At 34.5% G+C, this 16,301-nt stretch carries 17 protein-coding genes; 8 read left to right on the top strand and 9 right to left on the bottom strand.

What is annotated here, in order from left to right:
- From CQA66_RS02110 to CQA66_RS02095, 4 genes are all read right to left on the bottom strand, one after another.
- A partial coding sequence (locus CQA66_RS02110) for a transcriptional repressor (protein WP_158656984.1) occupies nt 1–242 on the bottom strand: 242 nt, incomplete at its 3' end.
- A gap of 41 nt (nt 243–283) precedes the next feature.
- A complete protein-coding gene (gene tgt / locus CQA66_RS02105; RefSeq protein ID WP_104762201.1) occupies nt 284–1,405 on the bottom strand; it encodes a tRNA guanosine(34) transglycosylase Tgt in 1,122 nt (373 codons plus the stop codon).
- 132 nt (nt 1,406–1,537) lie between these two features.
- Nucleotides 1,538–1,675 (bottom strand): 50S ribosomal protein L34, encoded by a 138-nt coding sequence (gene rpmH, locus CQA66_RS02100; protein WP_104762200.1) that lies wholly within the window; start codon nt 1,673–1,675, stop codon nt 1,538–1,540.
- Nucleotides 1,676–1,939: 264 nt separating this feature from the next.
- Nucleotides 1,940–2,404 (bottom strand): Fur family transcriptional regulator, encoded by a 465-nt coding sequence (locus CQA66_RS02095; protein WP_115582533.1) that lies wholly within the window; start codon nt 2,402–2,404, stop codon nt 1,940–1,942.
- Between the two features lie 193 nt (nt 2,405–2,597).
- On the opposite strand from CQA66_RS02095, the gene hisB reads away from it, so the two are divergent.
- The 4 genes from hisB to lhgO all read left to right on the top strand — a co-directional run bounded on the left by hisB (nt 2,598) and on the right by lhgO (nt 6,443).
- A complete protein-coding gene (gene hisB, locus CQA66_RS02090; protein WP_115582532.1) occupies nt 2,598–3,212 on the top strand; it encodes an imidazoleglycerol-phosphate dehydratase HisB in 615 nt (204 codons plus the stop codon).
- On the top strand, nt 3,209–3,697 hold the full coding sequence (locus tag CQA66_RS02085) for a KdsC family phosphatase (protein ID WP_115582531.1): 489 nt from the start codon (nt 3,209–3,211) through the stop codon (nt 3,695–3,697). The genes hisB and CQA66_RS02085 overlap by 4 nt, the downstream gene beginning before the upstream one ends.
- Nucleotides 3,698–4,146: 449 nt before the next feature.
- Nucleotides 4,147–5,112 (top strand): glutarate dioxygenase GlaH, encoded by a 966-nt coding sequence (glaH, locus tag CQA66_RS02080; protein ID WP_104763662.1) that lies wholly within the window; start codon nt 4,147–4,149, stop codon nt 5,110–5,112.
- Between the two features lie 128 nt (nt 5,113–5,240).
- Nucleotides 5,241–6,443, top strand: a complete 1,203-nt coding sequence (gene lhgO, locus CQA66_RS02075; protein WP_244910947.1) for an L-2-hydroxyglutarate oxidase — start codon at nt 5,241–5,243, stop codon at nt 6,441–6,443.
- 37 nt (nt 6,444–6,480) lie between these two features.
- On the opposite strand, the gene CQA66_RS02070 is transcribed toward lhgO, so the two are convergent.
- From CQA66_RS02070 to CQA66_RS02060, 3 genes are all read right to left on the bottom strand, one after another.
- Complete coding sequence (locus tag CQA66_RS02070) at nt 6,481–8,157, bottom strand: anthranilate synthase component I family protein (protein ID WP_233707791.1); 1,677 nt, start codon at nt 8,155–8,157, stop codon at nt 6,481–6,483.
- A gap of 136 nt (nt 8,158–8,293) precedes the next feature.
- Nucleotides 8,294–9,970, bottom strand: coding sequence for a UDP-4-amino-4,6-dideoxy-N-acetyl-beta-L-altrosamine N-acetyltransferase (gene pseH / locus CQA66_RS02065; RefSeq protein WP_104763661.1), 1,677 nt, complete (start codon nt 9,968–9,970; stop codon nt 8,294–8,296).
- Complete coding sequence (locus CQA66_RS02060; protein ID WP_104763660.1) at nt 9,970–10,695, bottom strand: acylneuraminate cytidylyltransferase family protein; 726 nt, start codon at nt 10,693–10,695, stop codon at nt 9,970–9,972. The genes pseH and CQA66_RS02060 overlap by 1 nt, the downstream gene beginning before the upstream one ends.
- Before the next feature lie 155 nt (nt 10,696–10,850).
- Here CQA66_RS02060 and CQA66_RS02055 point away from each other — a divergent pair, with 155 nt between their 5' ends.
- The 4 genes from CQA66_RS02055 (at nt 10,851) to CQA66_RS02040 (ending at nt 13,630) form a co-directional block, all read left to right on the top strand.
- On the top strand, nt 10,851–11,708 hold the full coding sequence (locus tag CQA66_RS02055; protein ID WP_104763659.1) for a flagellar hook-basal body protein: 858 nt from the start codon (nt 10,851–10,853) through the stop codon (nt 11,706–11,708).
- Between the two features lie 49 nt (nt 11,709–11,757).
- On the top strand, nt 11,758–12,141 hold the full coding sequence (locus CQA66_RS02050) for a RidA family protein (RefSeq protein WP_104763658.1): 384 nt from the start codon (nt 11,758–11,760) through the stop codon (nt 12,139–12,141).
- Nucleotides 12,142–12,297: 156 nt separating this feature from the next.
- A complete protein-coding gene (locus CQA66_RS02045) occupies nt 12,298–13,302 on the top strand; it encodes a tetraacyldisaccharide 4'-kinase (protein WP_158657033.1) in 1,005 nt (334 codons plus the stop codon).
- Nucleotides 13,303–13,348: 46 nt separating this feature from the next.
- Nucleotides 13,349–13,630: a DUF3240 family protein gene (locus tag CQA66_RS02040; protein ID WP_104763656.1), complete on the top strand. Its 282-nt coding sequence runs from the start codon at nt 13,349–13,351 to the stop codon at nt 13,628–13,630.
- A gap of 19 nt (nt 13,631–13,649) precedes the next feature.
- On the opposite strand, the gene CQA66_RS02035 is transcribed toward CQA66_RS02040, so the two are convergent.
- Nucleotides 13,650–14,615, bottom strand: coding sequence for a lipid A deacylase LpxR family protein (locus CQA66_RS02035; protein WP_104763655.1), 966 nt, complete (start codon nt 14,613–14,615; stop codon nt 13,650–13,652).
- A gap of 154 nt (nt 14,616–14,769) precedes the next feature.
- Nucleotides 14,770–16,212: a type I glutamate--ammonia ligase gene (gene glnA / locus CQA66_RS02030; protein WP_104763654.1), complete on the bottom strand. Its 1,443-nt coding sequence runs from the start codon at nt 16,210–16,212 to the stop codon at nt 14,770–14,772.
- Nucleotides 16,213–16,301: the final 89 nt, after the last annotated feature.

The raw sequence follows: 16,301 nt of genomic DNA, 5'->3' as shown, positions 1-16,301 counted from the left end.
GATTGTTCTACCTTTTCATTACTGATTATATTGTGTCGAAGACAACGAGGGCATGTACCTAAAAATACCGCGGATACGTCATAGAGGTTATATCCACTGATTTGCATACAATTGTTTTGTAGTGATGAAAAATCTATATGTAGATCTTCTAGTTTGCCACATTTTTCACACATAACGTGCACATGTTTATCTTGACTTAATTCAAATTTTTGTTTATGTCCTGGTGCCTTTATTTCACGCAATATAGTACTTAATAGAGAATCTATCAAGAAAAAGTTAGAAGTTAGTGATTTGAGAGTTTTTCTAAAGTGTTTTTTTTATATTCTTTCCAATATCCATTGAGGATTGCCTTTCTTGATTCGCGCATAAGTTGCAAATAAAAAAATAAATTATGAATAGTAGCTAAACTATGGTAGCTCAATTCCTTTGCGCGGAATAAGTGATGGAGGTATGAGCGAGTATAATTTTTACAAGTGTAGCATTGGCATTGTGAATCTAGTGGAGAGAAATCCGTTTTATACGATGGACTTTTAATGTGGATCTTCCCTTCGCTTGTGAATATACAGGCATTTCTTGCATTTCTACTTGGCATTACACAATCAAACATGTCTACCCCCCTCTCAATACATTCCAAAAGATTCTGCGGTGTGCCAACACCCATAAGATAACGCGGCTTATTAGTCGGTAAAAAATCTAGGGCATAATCAAGGCAATCATACATTTCTGTTTGACTTTCTCCTACTGCTAAGCCACCAATCGCATAACCATCAAAATCTAAAGTACATAATTCATTAGCACTTCTTTTGCGCATTTCATAGTCTACACCACCTTGCATGATAGCAAAAAGTCTATTGTGTATTTCTTTTGCATTTTTTTGACTGTTATGATAAGCGATGCTTTGTTTTGCCCAATGTGTTGTTCTTGTAACAGAATCTAAAAGTCGGGATCTATTCGCAGGCAATGCAGCTAAATCATCCAATACCATCATAATGTCGGAATTAATGGCATATTGAATCTCAAGTGCTTTTGTAGGCGTGAAAAAATGTTTGCTACCGTCGATATGCGATCGGAAAGCAATGCCTATGTCTTCTGTTTTTGCTTGCGTTCCCATGCTAAAAGCTTGGAATCCGCCGCTGTCAGTTAGATAGTTACCGTTAAATCGTGCAAATTGATGTATTCCTCCAGCTTTAAGAAAAACTTCTATCCCTGGTCGCAAATAAAGATGATAGGTATTTGCAAGAATAAGGTGCGTTTGTAGAATCGTATTTGCCGTGACACAATCTATACCCTTTAGTGTACCTTGTGTGCCTACTGGCATAAAGATGGGTGTTTCTACAACACCATGAGCAAGAGTGAAACGGCATGCTCTCGCCTTATTTTGTGTCGCTTCTATTATAAACTGCATATTGTTTCCGTTAGATTAAATAGACTCTAACTCGTGTATTGTGGTTAATATAATTAAGTTTGTGCTGATATAATATTTGATGTTGCGGCTAATATTAAACCAGAATAAAACTACAAAATGGAAAAATAAAGGTTAAGCTACTGCTAATAATTTTCTACCCTTAGCTCTTCTTGCATTAATGACCCTTCTACCATTTTTAGTCTTCATACGTGTCCTAAAGCCGTGAGTTCTTTTTCTTGGAGTATTATGAGGTTGGTAAGTACGTTTCATGGTTTTTGTCCCTTTTAAATTTTAGATATTTTAGCATAAAATATTGTTTTTGCAATCAAATTGAGCTTGCAATTTCAAAGTAATATTTTGAATATGCAATCTATCCATTCACTAGAAATGAAGATTTTAATATATTTATTTATAATATTTTTTAATTAAAAAAATTTAAGAAGTTATTGTGTTGTCTTTTGAGATTATTAATAGCGTCTTCCGAAAACTTTTTCAATGTTTAATTTATTTAGCAATTTTTCGCGCGAGTGTCTATTATAAAAAATTTCTTGTTGATTGATGATAGGATTGTTCTACCTTTTCATTACTGATTATATTGTGTCGAAGACAACGAGGGCATGTACCTAAAAATACCGCGGATACGTCATAGAGGTTATATCCACTGATTTGCATACAATTGTTTTGTAGTGATGAAAAATCTATATGTAGATCTTCTAGTTTGCCACATTTTTCACACATAACGTGCACATGTTTATCTTGACTTAATTCAAATTTTTGTTTATGTCCTGGTGCCTTTATTTCACGCAATATAGTTGCCCCGCATAAGATAGCAATATTTTTATAGACGGTTGCTAAAGAAGTAGATGGATATTTTTTTTTGATTTTTTCATATACTTCCTCAATGCCAATGTGTCCGCTTGATTCAATTTCTTTGAGTATTGCGATACGTTGAGGCGTTACTTTTAATTTTTTTATTTTTAATTCTCGCTCAAAGTTCATTTTTATATCCTTATATGATTTAATATAGCCTGAAAAACTATAAATTGAAATGATAAATATTTTATGAAAATTTTAGTAAACATCCTATTAGATATATTTTGTTTTGTCGAGAAACGTGTATTGTTATTGATAAATCGAAAATTATAGATTTGATTTATGTTAAAATTTTTGATTATTTTGGATGGGATTCAATATGGAAAAAGACTATGACGTTAAACGTTTTGCAGAAATTGCGCGTAAAACAAAAGAAACAGATATACATATTCAACTTAGTTTATATGGCAGTGGAAGAAGCACAATAGATACTGGAATTGGATTTTTTAATCACATGTTAGAATCTTTTAGTAAGCATGCACTTATTGATATGAATATACAGTGTACGGGAGATATTTTTGTAGATTTTCACCATACGGTGGAAGATTGTGGGATTGTTATAGGACAGGCGTTGCAAAAATGTATGTTTCCTGTCGGTAACATCGAAAGATTTGGTAATGGTTCGGTTGTTATGGATGAAGCTTGTGTAGAATGTGATTTAGATGTAAGTAACCGTGCTTTTTTATTTTTTGATATGAGTAATGCACAAAATGGATATAAGGGCAAAATAGGTAACTTTGACGTAGAGTTGGTTGAGGAGTTTTTTCGCGCTGTTGTTATGAATGCGGGTATCAGCACACATATTGCTTTGAAACGTGGAAAAAACTTGCATCATATCACAGAATCTATTTTTAAGGCTTTTGCTCTTAGTTTACGAAGAGCGAATACTTATAATCAAAGAGTTTGCATTCCGAGCACTAAGGGTTGTTTATGAGTGATGCGATAAAAATGATAGTATTGGATGTTGATGGAACGTTGACAAATGGGCAAATTTTGCTTATGGAGATTGATAATAAAATTGTAGAGGCAAAAAGTTTCAACGTGAAAGATGGTATGGGTATTTCTCAATGGATAAAAGACGGTGGCTTGGTAAGTATTATTAGCGGGAGAAGATGCTCTGTTGTATTGCATAGGGCACGAGAGTTGGGCGTACAAGAAATACATTTGGGAATAGAGAATAAATTACCTTGTCTCAATGGTATTTGTGAAAAATATGAGATTCTGCCTAGCAATATTGCCTGTATTGGTGATGATATCAATGATATTGTTTTATATAATTTTTGTCGTTATAGTTTTGCTCCAGCTGATGCGAGCATTGTTAATCGCTCTAGAGCATCTTTTATTACAAATGCAAGGGGAGGGCATGGTGCTGTAAGGGAGATGATAGATATACTTATGGGCATGAAAGCTTGCAAGTAATTTGAGAGAAGCTAGAGACAATCTACTATTTTCTATCTTTTGAAATATTTTGTTTTAAACTTAATGAGGAGAGGATTCTCTGACTAAAGTTACGTTTTGAACTTAAATTAATTGGGTAATAAATAAACAATATCTATCATATTAAGTTACTTATAGTAACTTAATATGATAGATATTGTATCAATAAAGTATAAAAAATATTATCTTTTATTTTTTATAGGTTTTAGATAGATTAAATATTTAATCTATCTACTATTTAATAAAGAGTAAGTTATAAAAAGTAACATTTTGTATCAGAGTAGGATAAAGTACAATAGAAGTCTTGCAATTCAACAAAAATTAAGCTTTAACGTGCAATTCTTTTATGAAGTGAGGATTGTAATATTTCTTACTTTAAAATTATTTAAATGAACGGTTATATCCCTAGTTTCTTTTTGAGGAGGTAAGATATGGGAAAGGTTGTTTTCGAGAATAAGCAGTTTAAAGTAACTTCTTCTAAATATTCACAAAAACTTTTGGAGATTGTTTTCAAAAAAGAGGTTATTCAAAATTTTTTAAAAAATGTGGAACAATATCCTGTTCAAGCTCTTGAATATAAATCATTTTTACGTTTTCGTATAGCGGAGATTCTTAATCAAATATGCGATGGTAAATTACAGAATATTTTACAATCAACATTGACAAATCGCGAACAAGGAGCATTGCTTGTTAATCCTGAAGGAGTTGATGATGTAAGTCAAGGTGATGAAATGGTCAAAATTGCTACCGCATTTGTACATCTCGTTGGTCGCTCTAATTTTGATGATATGACAGGTAAATTTTATGCTAGATGGGCAGTTGTGAATACTGATAATTCAGATAGTTATTTGCGACAGCCACAAAAACCACTTGAATTGCACAACGACGGAACGTATGTTAATCAAGTAACAGACTATGTTCTTATGTATAAGATAGATGAGCAGAATATGAAAGGCGGGGATTCTCAACTTCTTCACCTTGATGATTGGGAGGATTTGAATAAGTACTTCAATCATCATTTGGCAAGACGCGTAATGAAATGGTCTGCTCCTCCTAGTAAAAATGTTAAAGAAGATGCGTATCACCCCGTATTTGAAACAGACAATGACGGTCGTCCAGTCATGCTTTATATTGATCAATTTGCACAACCAAAAGATTACGAAGAGGGAACATGGTTGGCAGATTTGAGTGATTCATTAGAAAATAGTAGAGGAAAACTTTCATTTCCCGTACCTGTTGGACAATTTTTACTGATTAATAATTTGTTTTGGCTGCATGGAAGAGATAAATTTGAAAGGCATGAGAAATTAAGAAGGGAACTTATGCGACAAAGAGGCTATTTTTCATTTGCTACTAATCCATTTAAGTCGTATCATCATTTGGATAAGGCGCAATAACGTTGTGCAGCTTTAAGAATAGTAAATTGACAAAGAGACAACGATAAAATGAGATTCAGAGATTTTGATTGTAAATAGTTTTGCAATGAGGTTTTGTTAAATCATTAATTTGGAATAAGGAGTTTGCTTTGATATATGATTTTCTCATAATTGGTGGCGGCATTATTGGTATGTCTGTTGCAATGCAGCTTGCAAAAAAGTATCCTGATAGTAAAATTGCTCTTGTAGAGAAAGAAAAATCAGCAGGCAAACATCAAACTGGACACAATAGCGGTGTCATTCATGCGGGCGTATATTATACGCCTGGTAGTCTCAAGGCACGATTTTGTTTTGAAGGCAATAAGGCGACAAAAGCTTTTTGTGAAGATAATGGTATTAAATATGATATTTGTGGAAAACTCTTAGTAGCAACAACTTCTTTGGAAGTGGAACGTATGAAGGCTTTATGGGAACGTACCTTAGAAAATGGCTTAGAACGTTTTTGGTTAGATTCTTTGCAGCTTAAGGAAAAAGAACCCAATATCACGGGACTTGCTGGAATATTTTTCCCATCTAGTGGGATTGTAAATTATGTAGAAATAACAAATGCCATGGCAAAGAGATTCGAAGAGAATGGCGGTAAAGTATTTTATGATACTGAAGTGAGGGGATTAACCGAGCATTCGCAAGGTATGGTAATAAAAACTAATCAAGGGCAGTTTGAATCCCGTTATGTGGTTGCTTGCTCTGGGTTGATGTCTGATAGGATTGTGCGCATGTTAGATATCGATCCAAACTTTATTATTTGTCCATTTCGCGGAGAATATTATCAATTACCAAGTAAACACAATGCTCTTGTGAAACATCTTATTTATCCTATTCCAGATCCTGATGTACCTTTTTTAGGCATACACTTAACGCGTATGATAGATGGTAGTATAACTGTAGGTCCAAATGCAGTACTTGCATGGAGTCGTGAAGGTTATAAGAAAAGCAATTTTTCTTATCATGATTTATCTGAAATGATAAGACATGCAGGTATTCGCAGGGTTATTGCAAGGCATTTTAAGACGGGTATTATAGAGATGAAAAATTCATTTTGTAAACAAGGTTATCTAAAAATAGTACAAAAGTATTGTCCTACACTTTTGAAAGAGGACTTGCAACCTTATCCTGCTGGCGTACGTGCGCAATCTGTAAGCAATGACGGGCATTTAATTGAGGATTTTTTATTTGTTAACACTCCAAGCTCTGTGCATGTGTGCAATGCCCCAAGTCCCGCTGCAACTTCGGCTATTCCTATAGGTGCGCATATTCTGGAAAAAGTTGAAGAGATGGTGAATAGTAAGTAATATTGTAGAAATACAATAAAACGTTCGTCGTTCATATTTATTGCTGCATAAGAATATTATAGATTGTTTTAATTTTATTGCTTGTTTCAGTGTATTCAGATTCGGGTGTAGAATCCATAACAATGCCCGCTCCTACTTGCAAGTAATATTTTTCATCTTTGTAAAGTGTTGAACGCAGGGTAATTGCAGAATCTAAATCCCCGTTACGTTCAAAATAAATAATAGTACCCGCATAGAAACCCCGTTTGTGATTCTCATAAGATTCTAATTTTTTAATAGCCTCTATTTTTGGCGCGCCGCTCACCGTCCCTGCAGGGAAAGAAGCCATTAAGCAGTCATTTGGTGTTTTGTTGTCGCCAATTTGTCCGCTCACTTCTGAAACAATGTGCATAACACTAGAGTATTTTTCAATGGTTTTATATGATTTGAGTTCGACACTGCCTATCGTGGCGTTTTTTCCTATATCGTTACGTGCTAAATCAATAAGCATGAGATGTTCAGCATTTTCTTTAGAATCATTTAACAATTCTTCTTCTAAACATTTATCTTCTTGCAATGTTTTCCCACGTTTTCGCGTACCAGCAATTGGTTTAAGCGTTTGTATACCTTGTTTGCAACGTAACATAAGTTCTGGGCTGGCACCTACAATGCAAAATGTATCGAAGTCCAGATAATACATGTACGGACTGGGATTAATACGTCTTAGACTTTCATAGACATAGAGAGGATTCATGTTGCTTGCAATAACTATGGCGCGACTAAGTACACATTGTAAAAATGTACCCTTGTAGATTTCTTGAGTAATTTTTGCAACATGCTCTTGATACCATTCTTTAGAATCTTCATAAATGATTTTTGAATAGAGAGCCTTATGAGATTCTGTTGTATCAGAAGATGTATTTGTGACATTAGTAACTTGTGCATAATTTGTTGCTAGCACTTTATGTGTTTCTTGATACGTGCAAGATTGTATTTCGGCAATAAGAGATTCTACTTGTTGTTTAGAATCTAATCCACTCTGATTGGAAACGCAAACGACAATATAAGCTTCATCATAGAAATGGTCGAAAATAATACATTCTTGTGGAAAAACAAGTAAACATTCTGGGAGAGATTCTGTATTATCTTGCATTTGCAACTTTGAATCTTGATGTAGAGATTGGCTTTGCGCCTGCACAATGTCTTGAAGACTCGGTTTATTAAACTCTATCCTTTCACATTCATTAAAAAATTCATAGCTTAAAAACCCCAATCCTCCTAGTGGTATCGGAATAGATTCCAATTCATTAGGAATGACAGGATGAAGTTCTCTGAACATCTCGGCTAGCTTGAGGAAATTGAGTTTGTATGAATTATGTACTGCTACATCGGAAGCTTGTGATTCTATTTGATGTTGTATTTTTTGTAGAATCTGCGGAAGAGATTGATAGTCTTTTAATTTGAGAAGGTCAAATGCTTGAAATGAAGTTGCATTTTGCTTGTAAGAATCCTGTGAATGCGACATATTACGAATTTTTTGTTTGAAAAAATAATGTGCTTTGTTATTGTTTATTTCTTTTGAAAGAATAAAGTTGCTCTCTCTTACAATAATGGAGTAACGTCCTTTGGTGCTTTGTAAAGTAGCAGATTCAAGCAGAAATTTTGCATTAATACCTTTATATATTGTGAGTGCTGTGTGCATATTAACGTTAATTTTTTGGTAGCTAAGATTCATAGTCTTTCCTTTCATGTGTTCTATTTAGAGTGCAAGAAAGCCGAATATTACGCATTTATTGTAGCATTTTGCCTTATCATCTTGCAAGTTTTTAATAATTTTATTGTAGTTGCGTGATTAAGTAATCGGTAAGGATTTATGTTGCAATAGGATTCTTAATACCGTAAATGAGGATATTGCAAAACCCCTGCGAAAGATTGTTTCGTTGTTTGAAGCCATCTAATAATTCGCCCATAAAGGTGAATCCTTCTTTTTCGTAGAATCGAATAGCTTGAACGTTGCGAGCGGTAACTTCTAAATAGAGCATGTGCAAACCGTATTCAAAAAACGCAATGTGTTTAATAATTTCCATCAGTATTGAGCCGTAACTTAGTTTGTGCGTTTTGTGATTGGTATGTGCTTCGGGATTTTTGTAGATTCCTAGATAGGCATTTTTGTGTTTTAAGTTAATGCGCGTAAGACTAATAACGCCTATATCTTGTGTTGTATGGGTATTGTGGTGCTGTACTAAGAAGTATTTTGATTGTTCTTCTGTTTTTAGAGAATGAAGAAAATGGAAATGTGTTTTTTCTGAAATATTTTCATTGCCATACATATTTTGATTAACTATTGGATTATTGCGATAACGTAAAACCCTTAGAGCTTCGTCCCTATTGATGTTGCAAAAGTTAATCGCTATATAATTGTCGAGAATAAAATCCCTATGCTTACGTTTCCATACAGCATGTTCTCTTTGTAGGCTAATATTAAGAGAATCCAAGACAAGTTCTGCTGCGAAATCTTTGAGGTTTTTTCCTATATGCAGTGTTTTTTTTGTTGCAGAATCTTTCTTGCGATGTAGCAACTGTTGTTCTAAAAATTCCCTACAATGTAAAGATGGGATTTTTTCTACCAATCCTTGCTCTTTGAGGAGTTGTATCTGTACTTTTTGATTATTGGCAAGTTCAAGTGCGAAAGTTTGCTTTGCGAGTAAGATAGATTCGAAAAGAATGCCACCACCAGACACAATGCTATACGTAGAAATAGCGAGGTATTGCGCTAAAAGTGCTTGAGGAACATTTTGATAAATATTATACCTTTGCTCTGTGTTTTTACAGGATTGATAACATTGCAGATAAGAGGAACTCAAGAGTTTGCCTTTGTAATTTGCCCCTAGAATAACTGTAATGTGCAAGTTGAGGCAGTGCAAAGAATCTAGATCTTTGAGAATGTTAAATATCTCATAGCTTATATCTTGTAAATCTTCGCCACCAAAGCAGATAATGATTTTTCTTTCCTCTTTCTGCAATAAGTTTTTCTGCAAAAGTTCTAATGCTTGGTGAAAGCAAGGATGAATCATAACGTATTCTAAGCCAGTCATAATATGCTTACTAATGTGTTCAGTTACAAAAGATTTAGATTGGTAGAATCCGTTAGGATTCAATAAAAAGAGTTTGGCTTTGTTGTGACAAGATTCTAAATGTTTTTGAAGAAGTGTAAAATGTCTGCCATCATCATCAAAAAGAACAAGAACTTTTGTCTGTGTTAAAAAAATAGAAAAATCAGTAACCACATAGGAGTCGATAATGCAAATATCAGATGCGACAAGATCCTTGTTGGCTAGATTTTCCCACGTAATAGACAGCGGATAAAAATGTTGCAAAGTAGTATTATTTTGTTGTGCTTGAAGAAATTCTAGAAATTCTCCGTTTCCACGTACGAAGAAATCTATTTCATAGCCCATTTCTAAGAAAATTAGTCCCAAAGTGTAACATCGTGCAACATGCCCCAGTCCTAAGCCTTTAATACTTTCTGTGAGAATCCTAATTTTCATTATTTTCCTTCAATTATTTGTTTAAGACATTGCGCTATTGCTAAGTCTTGGTAAGTGTCTATATCATGAGCAATTTCTAGTTCTAAGCCTTTGCTTTTATTGCCCAATAGAGGAATATTATCTGCGTAACTTTTCGCGAATCCTAAGTAAAATTGTCCAGCGTCATTGTAGGTTAGCGGCAAATCTTGACTTCTTGTTGTGAGAAATTGGGGGAATAAAAATTGTATGTTTTTTTCATTATCTAATGTGAAAGATCGAAGTGCTTTTTGATTGCTGAATATTGCTACTATATAGGCAGAAGACGGATTATCAAGCAGCAAACGGCAAGCTTTTGCAATAGAATCTCTCTCTGTAAACATCGCAGTAGGGTAGAGACAAAGCACAGTTGAATGAGCATGTAATAGTGGTAATGCAAGAGAAGAATCAGAACTAGATCCTAAAAGTTGCGTAACGATATGGTGCAAAACGGGTAGAGTAGGGGACATATCGCTTGCTAAATGCGCTTCTCGAGGCAGGGCGATAACCTCGAATTCACTAGCAAATTTTAGAATCTTTTCATCATCGCTACTAACAATCACATTGGCGGAAACACTTTTTGCAAGTAAAATACTTCGCTCTAGCATAGGAATGCCTAAAAACGGTAGTAAATTTTTTTGTGGGATTCTTTTACTACCACCTCTAGCGGGAATAATGACGCAATCGATAATATGTTGGTTAGTTGACATACGATTTTACTCTAAGTGGAATATCTAAATTATACTTAAATTTTTCAAAGCTTAGATAAAATTCCTATTTACGTATATATAAGTTTCTTCGTTCAATGAATTTGGATTGTTTTTTGCTTGTTTAATGCAATATCAAAGATTTCTAAGGAGAGAATATGCAAACAGGATATTATGGCGCAGCAGGTGGAATGATTACGCAATTTAATCGTCTTGATATTATTTCTAACAATCTCGCCAATCTTAATACTAATGGATACAAACGCGATGATGTCGTGATTGGAGATTTTTTGCGTATGGTGCAATCACATCAAGATACGTTGCCTATTCCAGATGAAACAAAGGCTGCAGCAAAATTCATCAATCGCACAATGACTAGAGTCCCGGTTATTGCAGAATCTTACACAGACCAAAGTGTTGGTTCTATGGAACATACAGAGAATGATTTGGATTTTGCCCTAAAATCCCCTAATATGTTCTTTGCTGTTCAAACACCAAACGGGGTAGCTTATACTCGTAATGGTAGTTTTAGTATCGGTGATGATGGGTATTTGGTTACTAAGGAAGGATTCCATGTCCTCTCTCGTGATGGGATTGAAAATGAGGGCGGAATCTTAATGAATGCAAATATGCAAATTAGCGTGGATTCTAATGGAAATATTGGATTCAAAGAATTGAGCAATGAAGGTATGGCAGATACTATTGCTGGAGGAAGTTTGGCTGTGGTTACATTTGATAATCCTAAATTTCTTAAGAAAATTGGATCGAGTCTATATATTGAAGACAGGCAAGAACCAAACGATACTTCATCACAAGGCTTAGCTGGAGCAAATCTCGTTTATAACGGTGGGGCTGTCGCGCAAGGATTCCTTGAAAAAAGCAATGTCAATGCAGTTTTAGAAATGAGCAGCATGATAGAGACAAATCGTCTTGTAGATATGTATTCTAAGGTGATGAAAACGCACATGGATGAACTCAATTCTGAAGCAATCAATAAACTCGCCGCACGCGCTTAATTGATAGCGTATAATAGAAATTGTTGCAAATAAATACAAAGGAAGGTCGATGTCAAATACCATAGAAATTATTCATACCAATGATGCGCCAGCTGCTATTGGACCGTATTCTCAAGCCAATATTTTTGAAAAACTAATTTTTACTTCTGGGCAGATCCCGCTTTTGCCTAATGGTGAGTTTTTGGATTCTGATATTGCAACACAGACACATCAAGTTTGTAGAAATTTACAAGCAGTTCTTGAGGCAGCTAACAGTGATTTAAGTCGCGTTATTAAAGTCACTGTTTATCTTAGCGATATGAATTATTTTGCTGATTTCAATCAAGTTTATGCCCAGTATTTTATCAATAAGCCGTCGCGTAGCACTGTGGCTGTTAAAGAGCTTCCTAAAGGCTCTAAAGTAGAAATAGAATGTATAGCCATAAAAAGATAGTTTCGTTTGCCTGAAATCTTAGTGTGTTAGGAAATGTTATTGGCAACACAAACGTGTTAGAATCAAATTGGTTATTTTATTATTGGTTGTATGCAGCATTCATAAGTTTATGCTGTAATGTTAGAGAGATGCTTACTGGTGCTTGTAGAGAATTTTATGGCTTTTCAACAGAATTTCATTGAGAGATATTTTTTTTCTCCTACTTTATTTGATAAGATAATTAGTTTTTTGCTTTTGCCTTTTTCATTTCTTTATTATGTGCTTGCAATTACGCGTAAAAAATACGGTAAGAAAAAAGATTTTCATATCAAAATTATTAGCATTGGGAATCTTGTGAGTGGGGGCAGCGGTAAAACACCGTTTTGTATAGCAATCCTTCATTTCTTGCATGCACATGGTTATATGAATTTGGGTGTTGTTTTACGTGGTTATAAGAGGAAAACTCGAGGATTATTGCAAGTGAGTATGCGTGGGAATATTTTGTGCGATGTGCTACAAAGTGGCGATGAGGCAATGCTAATTGCTCTGCAGACTCAAAAGCTGCAAACCTCTGTTTTTGTCAGCGAAACAAGAGAAGATGCTATTGTATATGCAAAAAAACTAGGAATCGAAATTATTGTGCTCGATGATTCATATCGCTTTACGTTTAAAAAATTTGATGTTTTGTTGGAGCCTGAATTGTGTCCATTCTTTGAAAGAGTGTTACCTAGTGGATATTATCGCTTTCCACCAAGCTTTTATGCACAATGCGATATGCATCTCAAAGAAGGCAAGGATTATATAAGAAAAATGAGTTTATGCCAATTCCCTCGCAGACTTGTCGATGCGCAATCTTCGGTAAAGCAAAATTCTTCTCTACAATGCAAACCTAATCGGTATGTATTAGCAACGGCTATCGCTAATCCTAGTAGATTAGATATTGTTTCTTCTCTTATTGTGCCTCATGTTATTGTTTATAGGTATTCTTTACCAGATCACGGAGTGTTTGATGAGAGCTTGCTTGAATGCTTATTGCAGACATATAATGCTGATTGTATTCTTATGACACAAAAAGATTTTGTTAAATGCCAAAGTTTCACTTTGCCTATTCATGTTATTGATTTAAGGATAGAAATTATGCAACAAAAACTGCAAAAGATTTTAGAATACTTAACCCATTAATCAAGATTTATTGCTTGATTAGAAATATTACCAATAAGGAGTAAAAATGCTTGTTCTTGATATTTGTATCCATTATGAAATTAAAGACAATGTAATTGATTTTCTTTTACAAAATGGTTATAGCGATTTTTTCTTTATCGAGGCAAAGAAGTATGTAACTAAAAATATGCTTTTGAGTAATACAGAGCGGGTAACAGGCAGACAAGAATGCGCACTTATTACAATCTATCTTGAACGTACCGCAGCGAATGGTTTAGCTGGTCTTCTTAAGGAAACATTTACAGGTATAGAGGTTTTTGCAATAGAATGTCAAACTATTGTTTCGTAGGAAATAAGATAAAAATCAGTTAAAAGCCTATTTCTAATCGAATCGATCCATAGCTAATTGGTGCTTTTTGTGTGGTAAATTCTTTTTGTCTATAAGCATATAGATAGCTAATACTCCAACCAGCATATCCTATAAGAATCCCCATATTTGCTTCATAAACAAATCTACGGAGAACCAATGGATTTATTATTCCATTAGGAGTATTACCTTGTAAGAAAATATTATTTCCTATTACTCTGTCATTTATCCCGCCCACGATATAGAATCGGAATCCGTTACCAAGGCTTGTCGAACCAATATTACTAGAACGCACTTTGGTGATTCCAAAATCATGTTGTAATCCATAGCCTAGTCTTAAGTTTAATCCAACGCCTAAATGCGTATAAGCATTCCCTAATGCTATCTCGCTGTAAGGCAATAACTCTATGATATTATGCAGCAGTGCAAATCGGTATAATAGTTTATGATATAAATTGACAATAATTTCATTTTTGATTTGTGAATCCCAGCCGCCTGCAGTTCGAAAATTCAATATATTATGAACCATATCTTGTGTTTGTTTGGCAAAAGAATGTCTGCCTACTACTCCTATATCGATACTTAGAGATTCAAAAATATTATTTGTGTGGTGTTGTATTCCAATATTTCCATATAAATATCCGCCATAAAGCGCATCACCTTTTGGAGGAATGATGTTTGTTTTATTATCAGGAGTATAGATTTCTTGACTGATTCCAATTGAGAATGAAGAAGATAAAGAATCTTGTAGCAGAGAGAAGATTCCAATATATTTTAGTTTAGAATCAGAGAATGCCTTAGAGGTATAAGTAATGTTAGTTCCAGCAGTGTAGTATCGATCAAAATCAGTTGGCGAAAAATAAGCATCATTTTCTGTATGTAAGCTTATACTTTGTTTGGAGAATGCTACCAGATTTTGTATCATAAGTATAAAAAAATAGAGCAATCCCGTCATTTGGATATTCATAAAATCACCTTTCTCAACAAGTCCAGAATGATTCTATCGTAACTATTATTGATTAAGTCAAATTATTTATAAATAAAGATTCTCTATTGTGGATTGGTAGAGAATCTTAAGAATGAGTTAATGGAGTACAGAAGTGTGGAATAAGAATTGGAGTCTAGCAGCTATAAGTTGAGATAAATTCAAATGGATGGGGTCTTGCTTCCCATGGCCAAATCTCTGTTTCAAATTTATAAGCCTTATAAACTTGTAAAAATTCTTCTGTGAAAACCGCACCCTGTTTAAGATATTCTTTGTCGATAAGCATTTCTTCTATTGCACTTCTTAATGTATGGGGGAGCTGCTTAATGCCTTTAGCACGAATTTCATCGAGACTTAACTCAAAAAGATTAATATCCATAGGTTTTCCTGGATCGATTTTATTACGGATTCCATCAAGTCCCGCCATAAAAAGACTAGCAAACGCTAGATAAGGATTACTTGAGCTATCAGGAAATCTAAACTCCATACGTTTTGCTTTTTCACCTTGATTGTAGGGAATACGTACGCTAGCACTACGGTTTTGCGCAGAATATGTAAGAATGCTTGGTGCTTCGAATCCTGGTATAAGCCTTTTGTAGGAATTTGTACTTGCATTTGTAAATGCCGCTACACTTCTTGCGTGCTTTAATACGCCGCCTAAGAAGTGTAGGGCGGTGCTACTTAAGCCTTGATATTCATCTCCTGCAAAGCAGTTTGTGCCATTTTTCCATATACTGATATGTACATGCATTCCGCTACCATTATCTCCGTAAAGAGGCTTAGGCATAAATGTCGCTGTTTTACCGTTAAGATGTGCAACCATTTTGATGACATATTTTAATTTTTGTACATCATCAGCAGCTTCTAGCATATCCCCAAAGCGTACACCAATTTCACATTGTCCTTGTGCAACTTCATGATGCACAACGAATGTTTCCAATCCGACTTGATTCAGCACTTTGACCATTTCAGCACGAATATCTACCAGAGAATCTACAGGCGCAACAGGGAAGTAGCCCCCCTTTGTCCCAGGTCTATGCCCGATGTTACTTCCAGCCTCAAAACTTTTATTGCGATTCCATTCACCTTCTTCTGTATCGACTTCATAATATTGGCAGTTAATAGAATCTTGCATTTTAATGCTATCAAAAATAAAGAATTCATTTTCTGGTCCAAAATATGCCGTATCACCAATTCCTAAATCAACCAAATGCTTCATAGCTCTTTTTGCAATACTTCGAGGACATTTCTCATAGGGTTGATTTTTGTAAATATCCCAAATATCACAAAATATAACCACAGTAGTATCAGCAGTAAAAGGGTCAATAAAATAACGCACAAGATCTGGAATGAGGATCATATCAGATTTATTAATAGGCTGCCATGCTGTTAAGCTCGATCCATCAAAAGGAATCCCATTGCTCAATAATCCACTATCAACCGCACACATAGAAAAACTAATGTGATGCCATGTTCCTTTTATATCGGTGAATCGAAAATCAGCAAATTCTGCTTCGTTTTCTTTACAAAAATTGAAAAACTCTGTAATTTGTGCTTCTTTTGTGTTGATTTCTAACATGAATGACTCCTTAAATTCTAAATACTAGAAGTATAACATATTTCAACAAAGAATCAGTAGCAAAATATTTTTTTAAATACAAATTGTAT

This window comes from Helicobacter aurati (assembly GCF_003364265.1).
Classification (GTDB): Bacteria; Campylobacterota; Campylobacteria; order Campylobacterales; family Helicobacteraceae; genus Helicobacter_A; species Helicobacter_A aurati.
This window is presented reverse-complemented; position numbering and strand designations above follow the sequence as displayed.

Bases quoted from the DNA above. Each gene is read 5' to 3' on its own strand.
- CQA66_RS02095 (WP_115582533.1), bottom strand. From the start codon at position 2,404: ATGAACTTTGAGCGAGAATTAAAAATAAAAAAATTAAAAGTAACGCCT.
- CQA66_RS02070 (WP_233707791.1), bottom strand. From the start codon at position 8,157: ATGAATCTTAGCTACCAAAAAATTAACGTTAATATGCACACAGCACTC.
- CQA66_RS02050 (WP_104763658.1), top strand. From the start codon at position 11,758: ATGTCAAATACCATAGAAATTATTCATACCAATGATGCGCCAGCTGCT.
- CQA66_RS02035 (WP_104763655.1), bottom strand. From the start codon at position 14,615: ATGAATATCCAAATGACGGGATTGCTCTATTTTTTTATACTTATGATA.
- pseH (WP_104763661.1), bottom strand. From the start codon at position 9,970: ATGAAAATTAGGATTCTCACAGAAAGTATTAAAGGCTTAGGACTGGGG.
- tgt (WP_104762201.1), bottom strand. From the start codon at position 1,405: ATGCAGTTTATAATAGAAGCGACACAAAATAAGGCGAGAGCATGCCGT.
- CQA66_RS02040 (WP_104763656.1), top strand. From the start codon at position 13,349: ATGCTTGTTCTTGATATTTGTATCCATTATGAAATTAAAGACAATGTA.
- glnA (WP_104763654.1), bottom strand. From the start codon at position 16,212: ATGTTAGAAATCAACACAAAAGAAGCACAAATTACAGAGTTTTTCAAT.
- CQA66_RS02055 (WP_104763659.1), top strand. From the start codon at position 10,851: ATGCAAACAGGATATTATGGCGCAGCAGGTGGAATGATTACGCAATTT.
- CQA66_RS02060 (WP_104763660.1), bottom strand. From the start codon at position 10,695: ATGTCAACTAACCAACATATTATCGATTGCGTCATTATTCCCGCTAGA.
- CQA66_RS02085 (WP_115582531.1), top strand. From the start codon at position 3,209: ATGAGTGATGCGATAAAAATGATAGTATTGGATGTTGATGGAACGTTG.
- glaH (WP_104763662.1), top strand. From the start codon at position 4,147: ATGGGAAAGGTTGTTTTCGAGAATAAGCAGTTTAAAGTAACTTCTTCT.
- rpmH (WP_104762200.1), bottom strand. From the start codon at position 1,675: ATGAAACGTACTTACCAACCTCATAATACTCCAAGAAAAAGAACTCAC.
- CQA66_RS02045 (WP_158657033.1), top strand. From the start codon at position 12,298: ATGGCTTTTCAACAGAATTTCATTGAGAGATATTTTTTTTCTCCTACT.
- hisB (WP_115582532.1), top strand. From the start codon at position 2,598: ATGGAAAAAGACTATGACGTTAAACGTTTTGCAGAAATTGCGCGTAAA.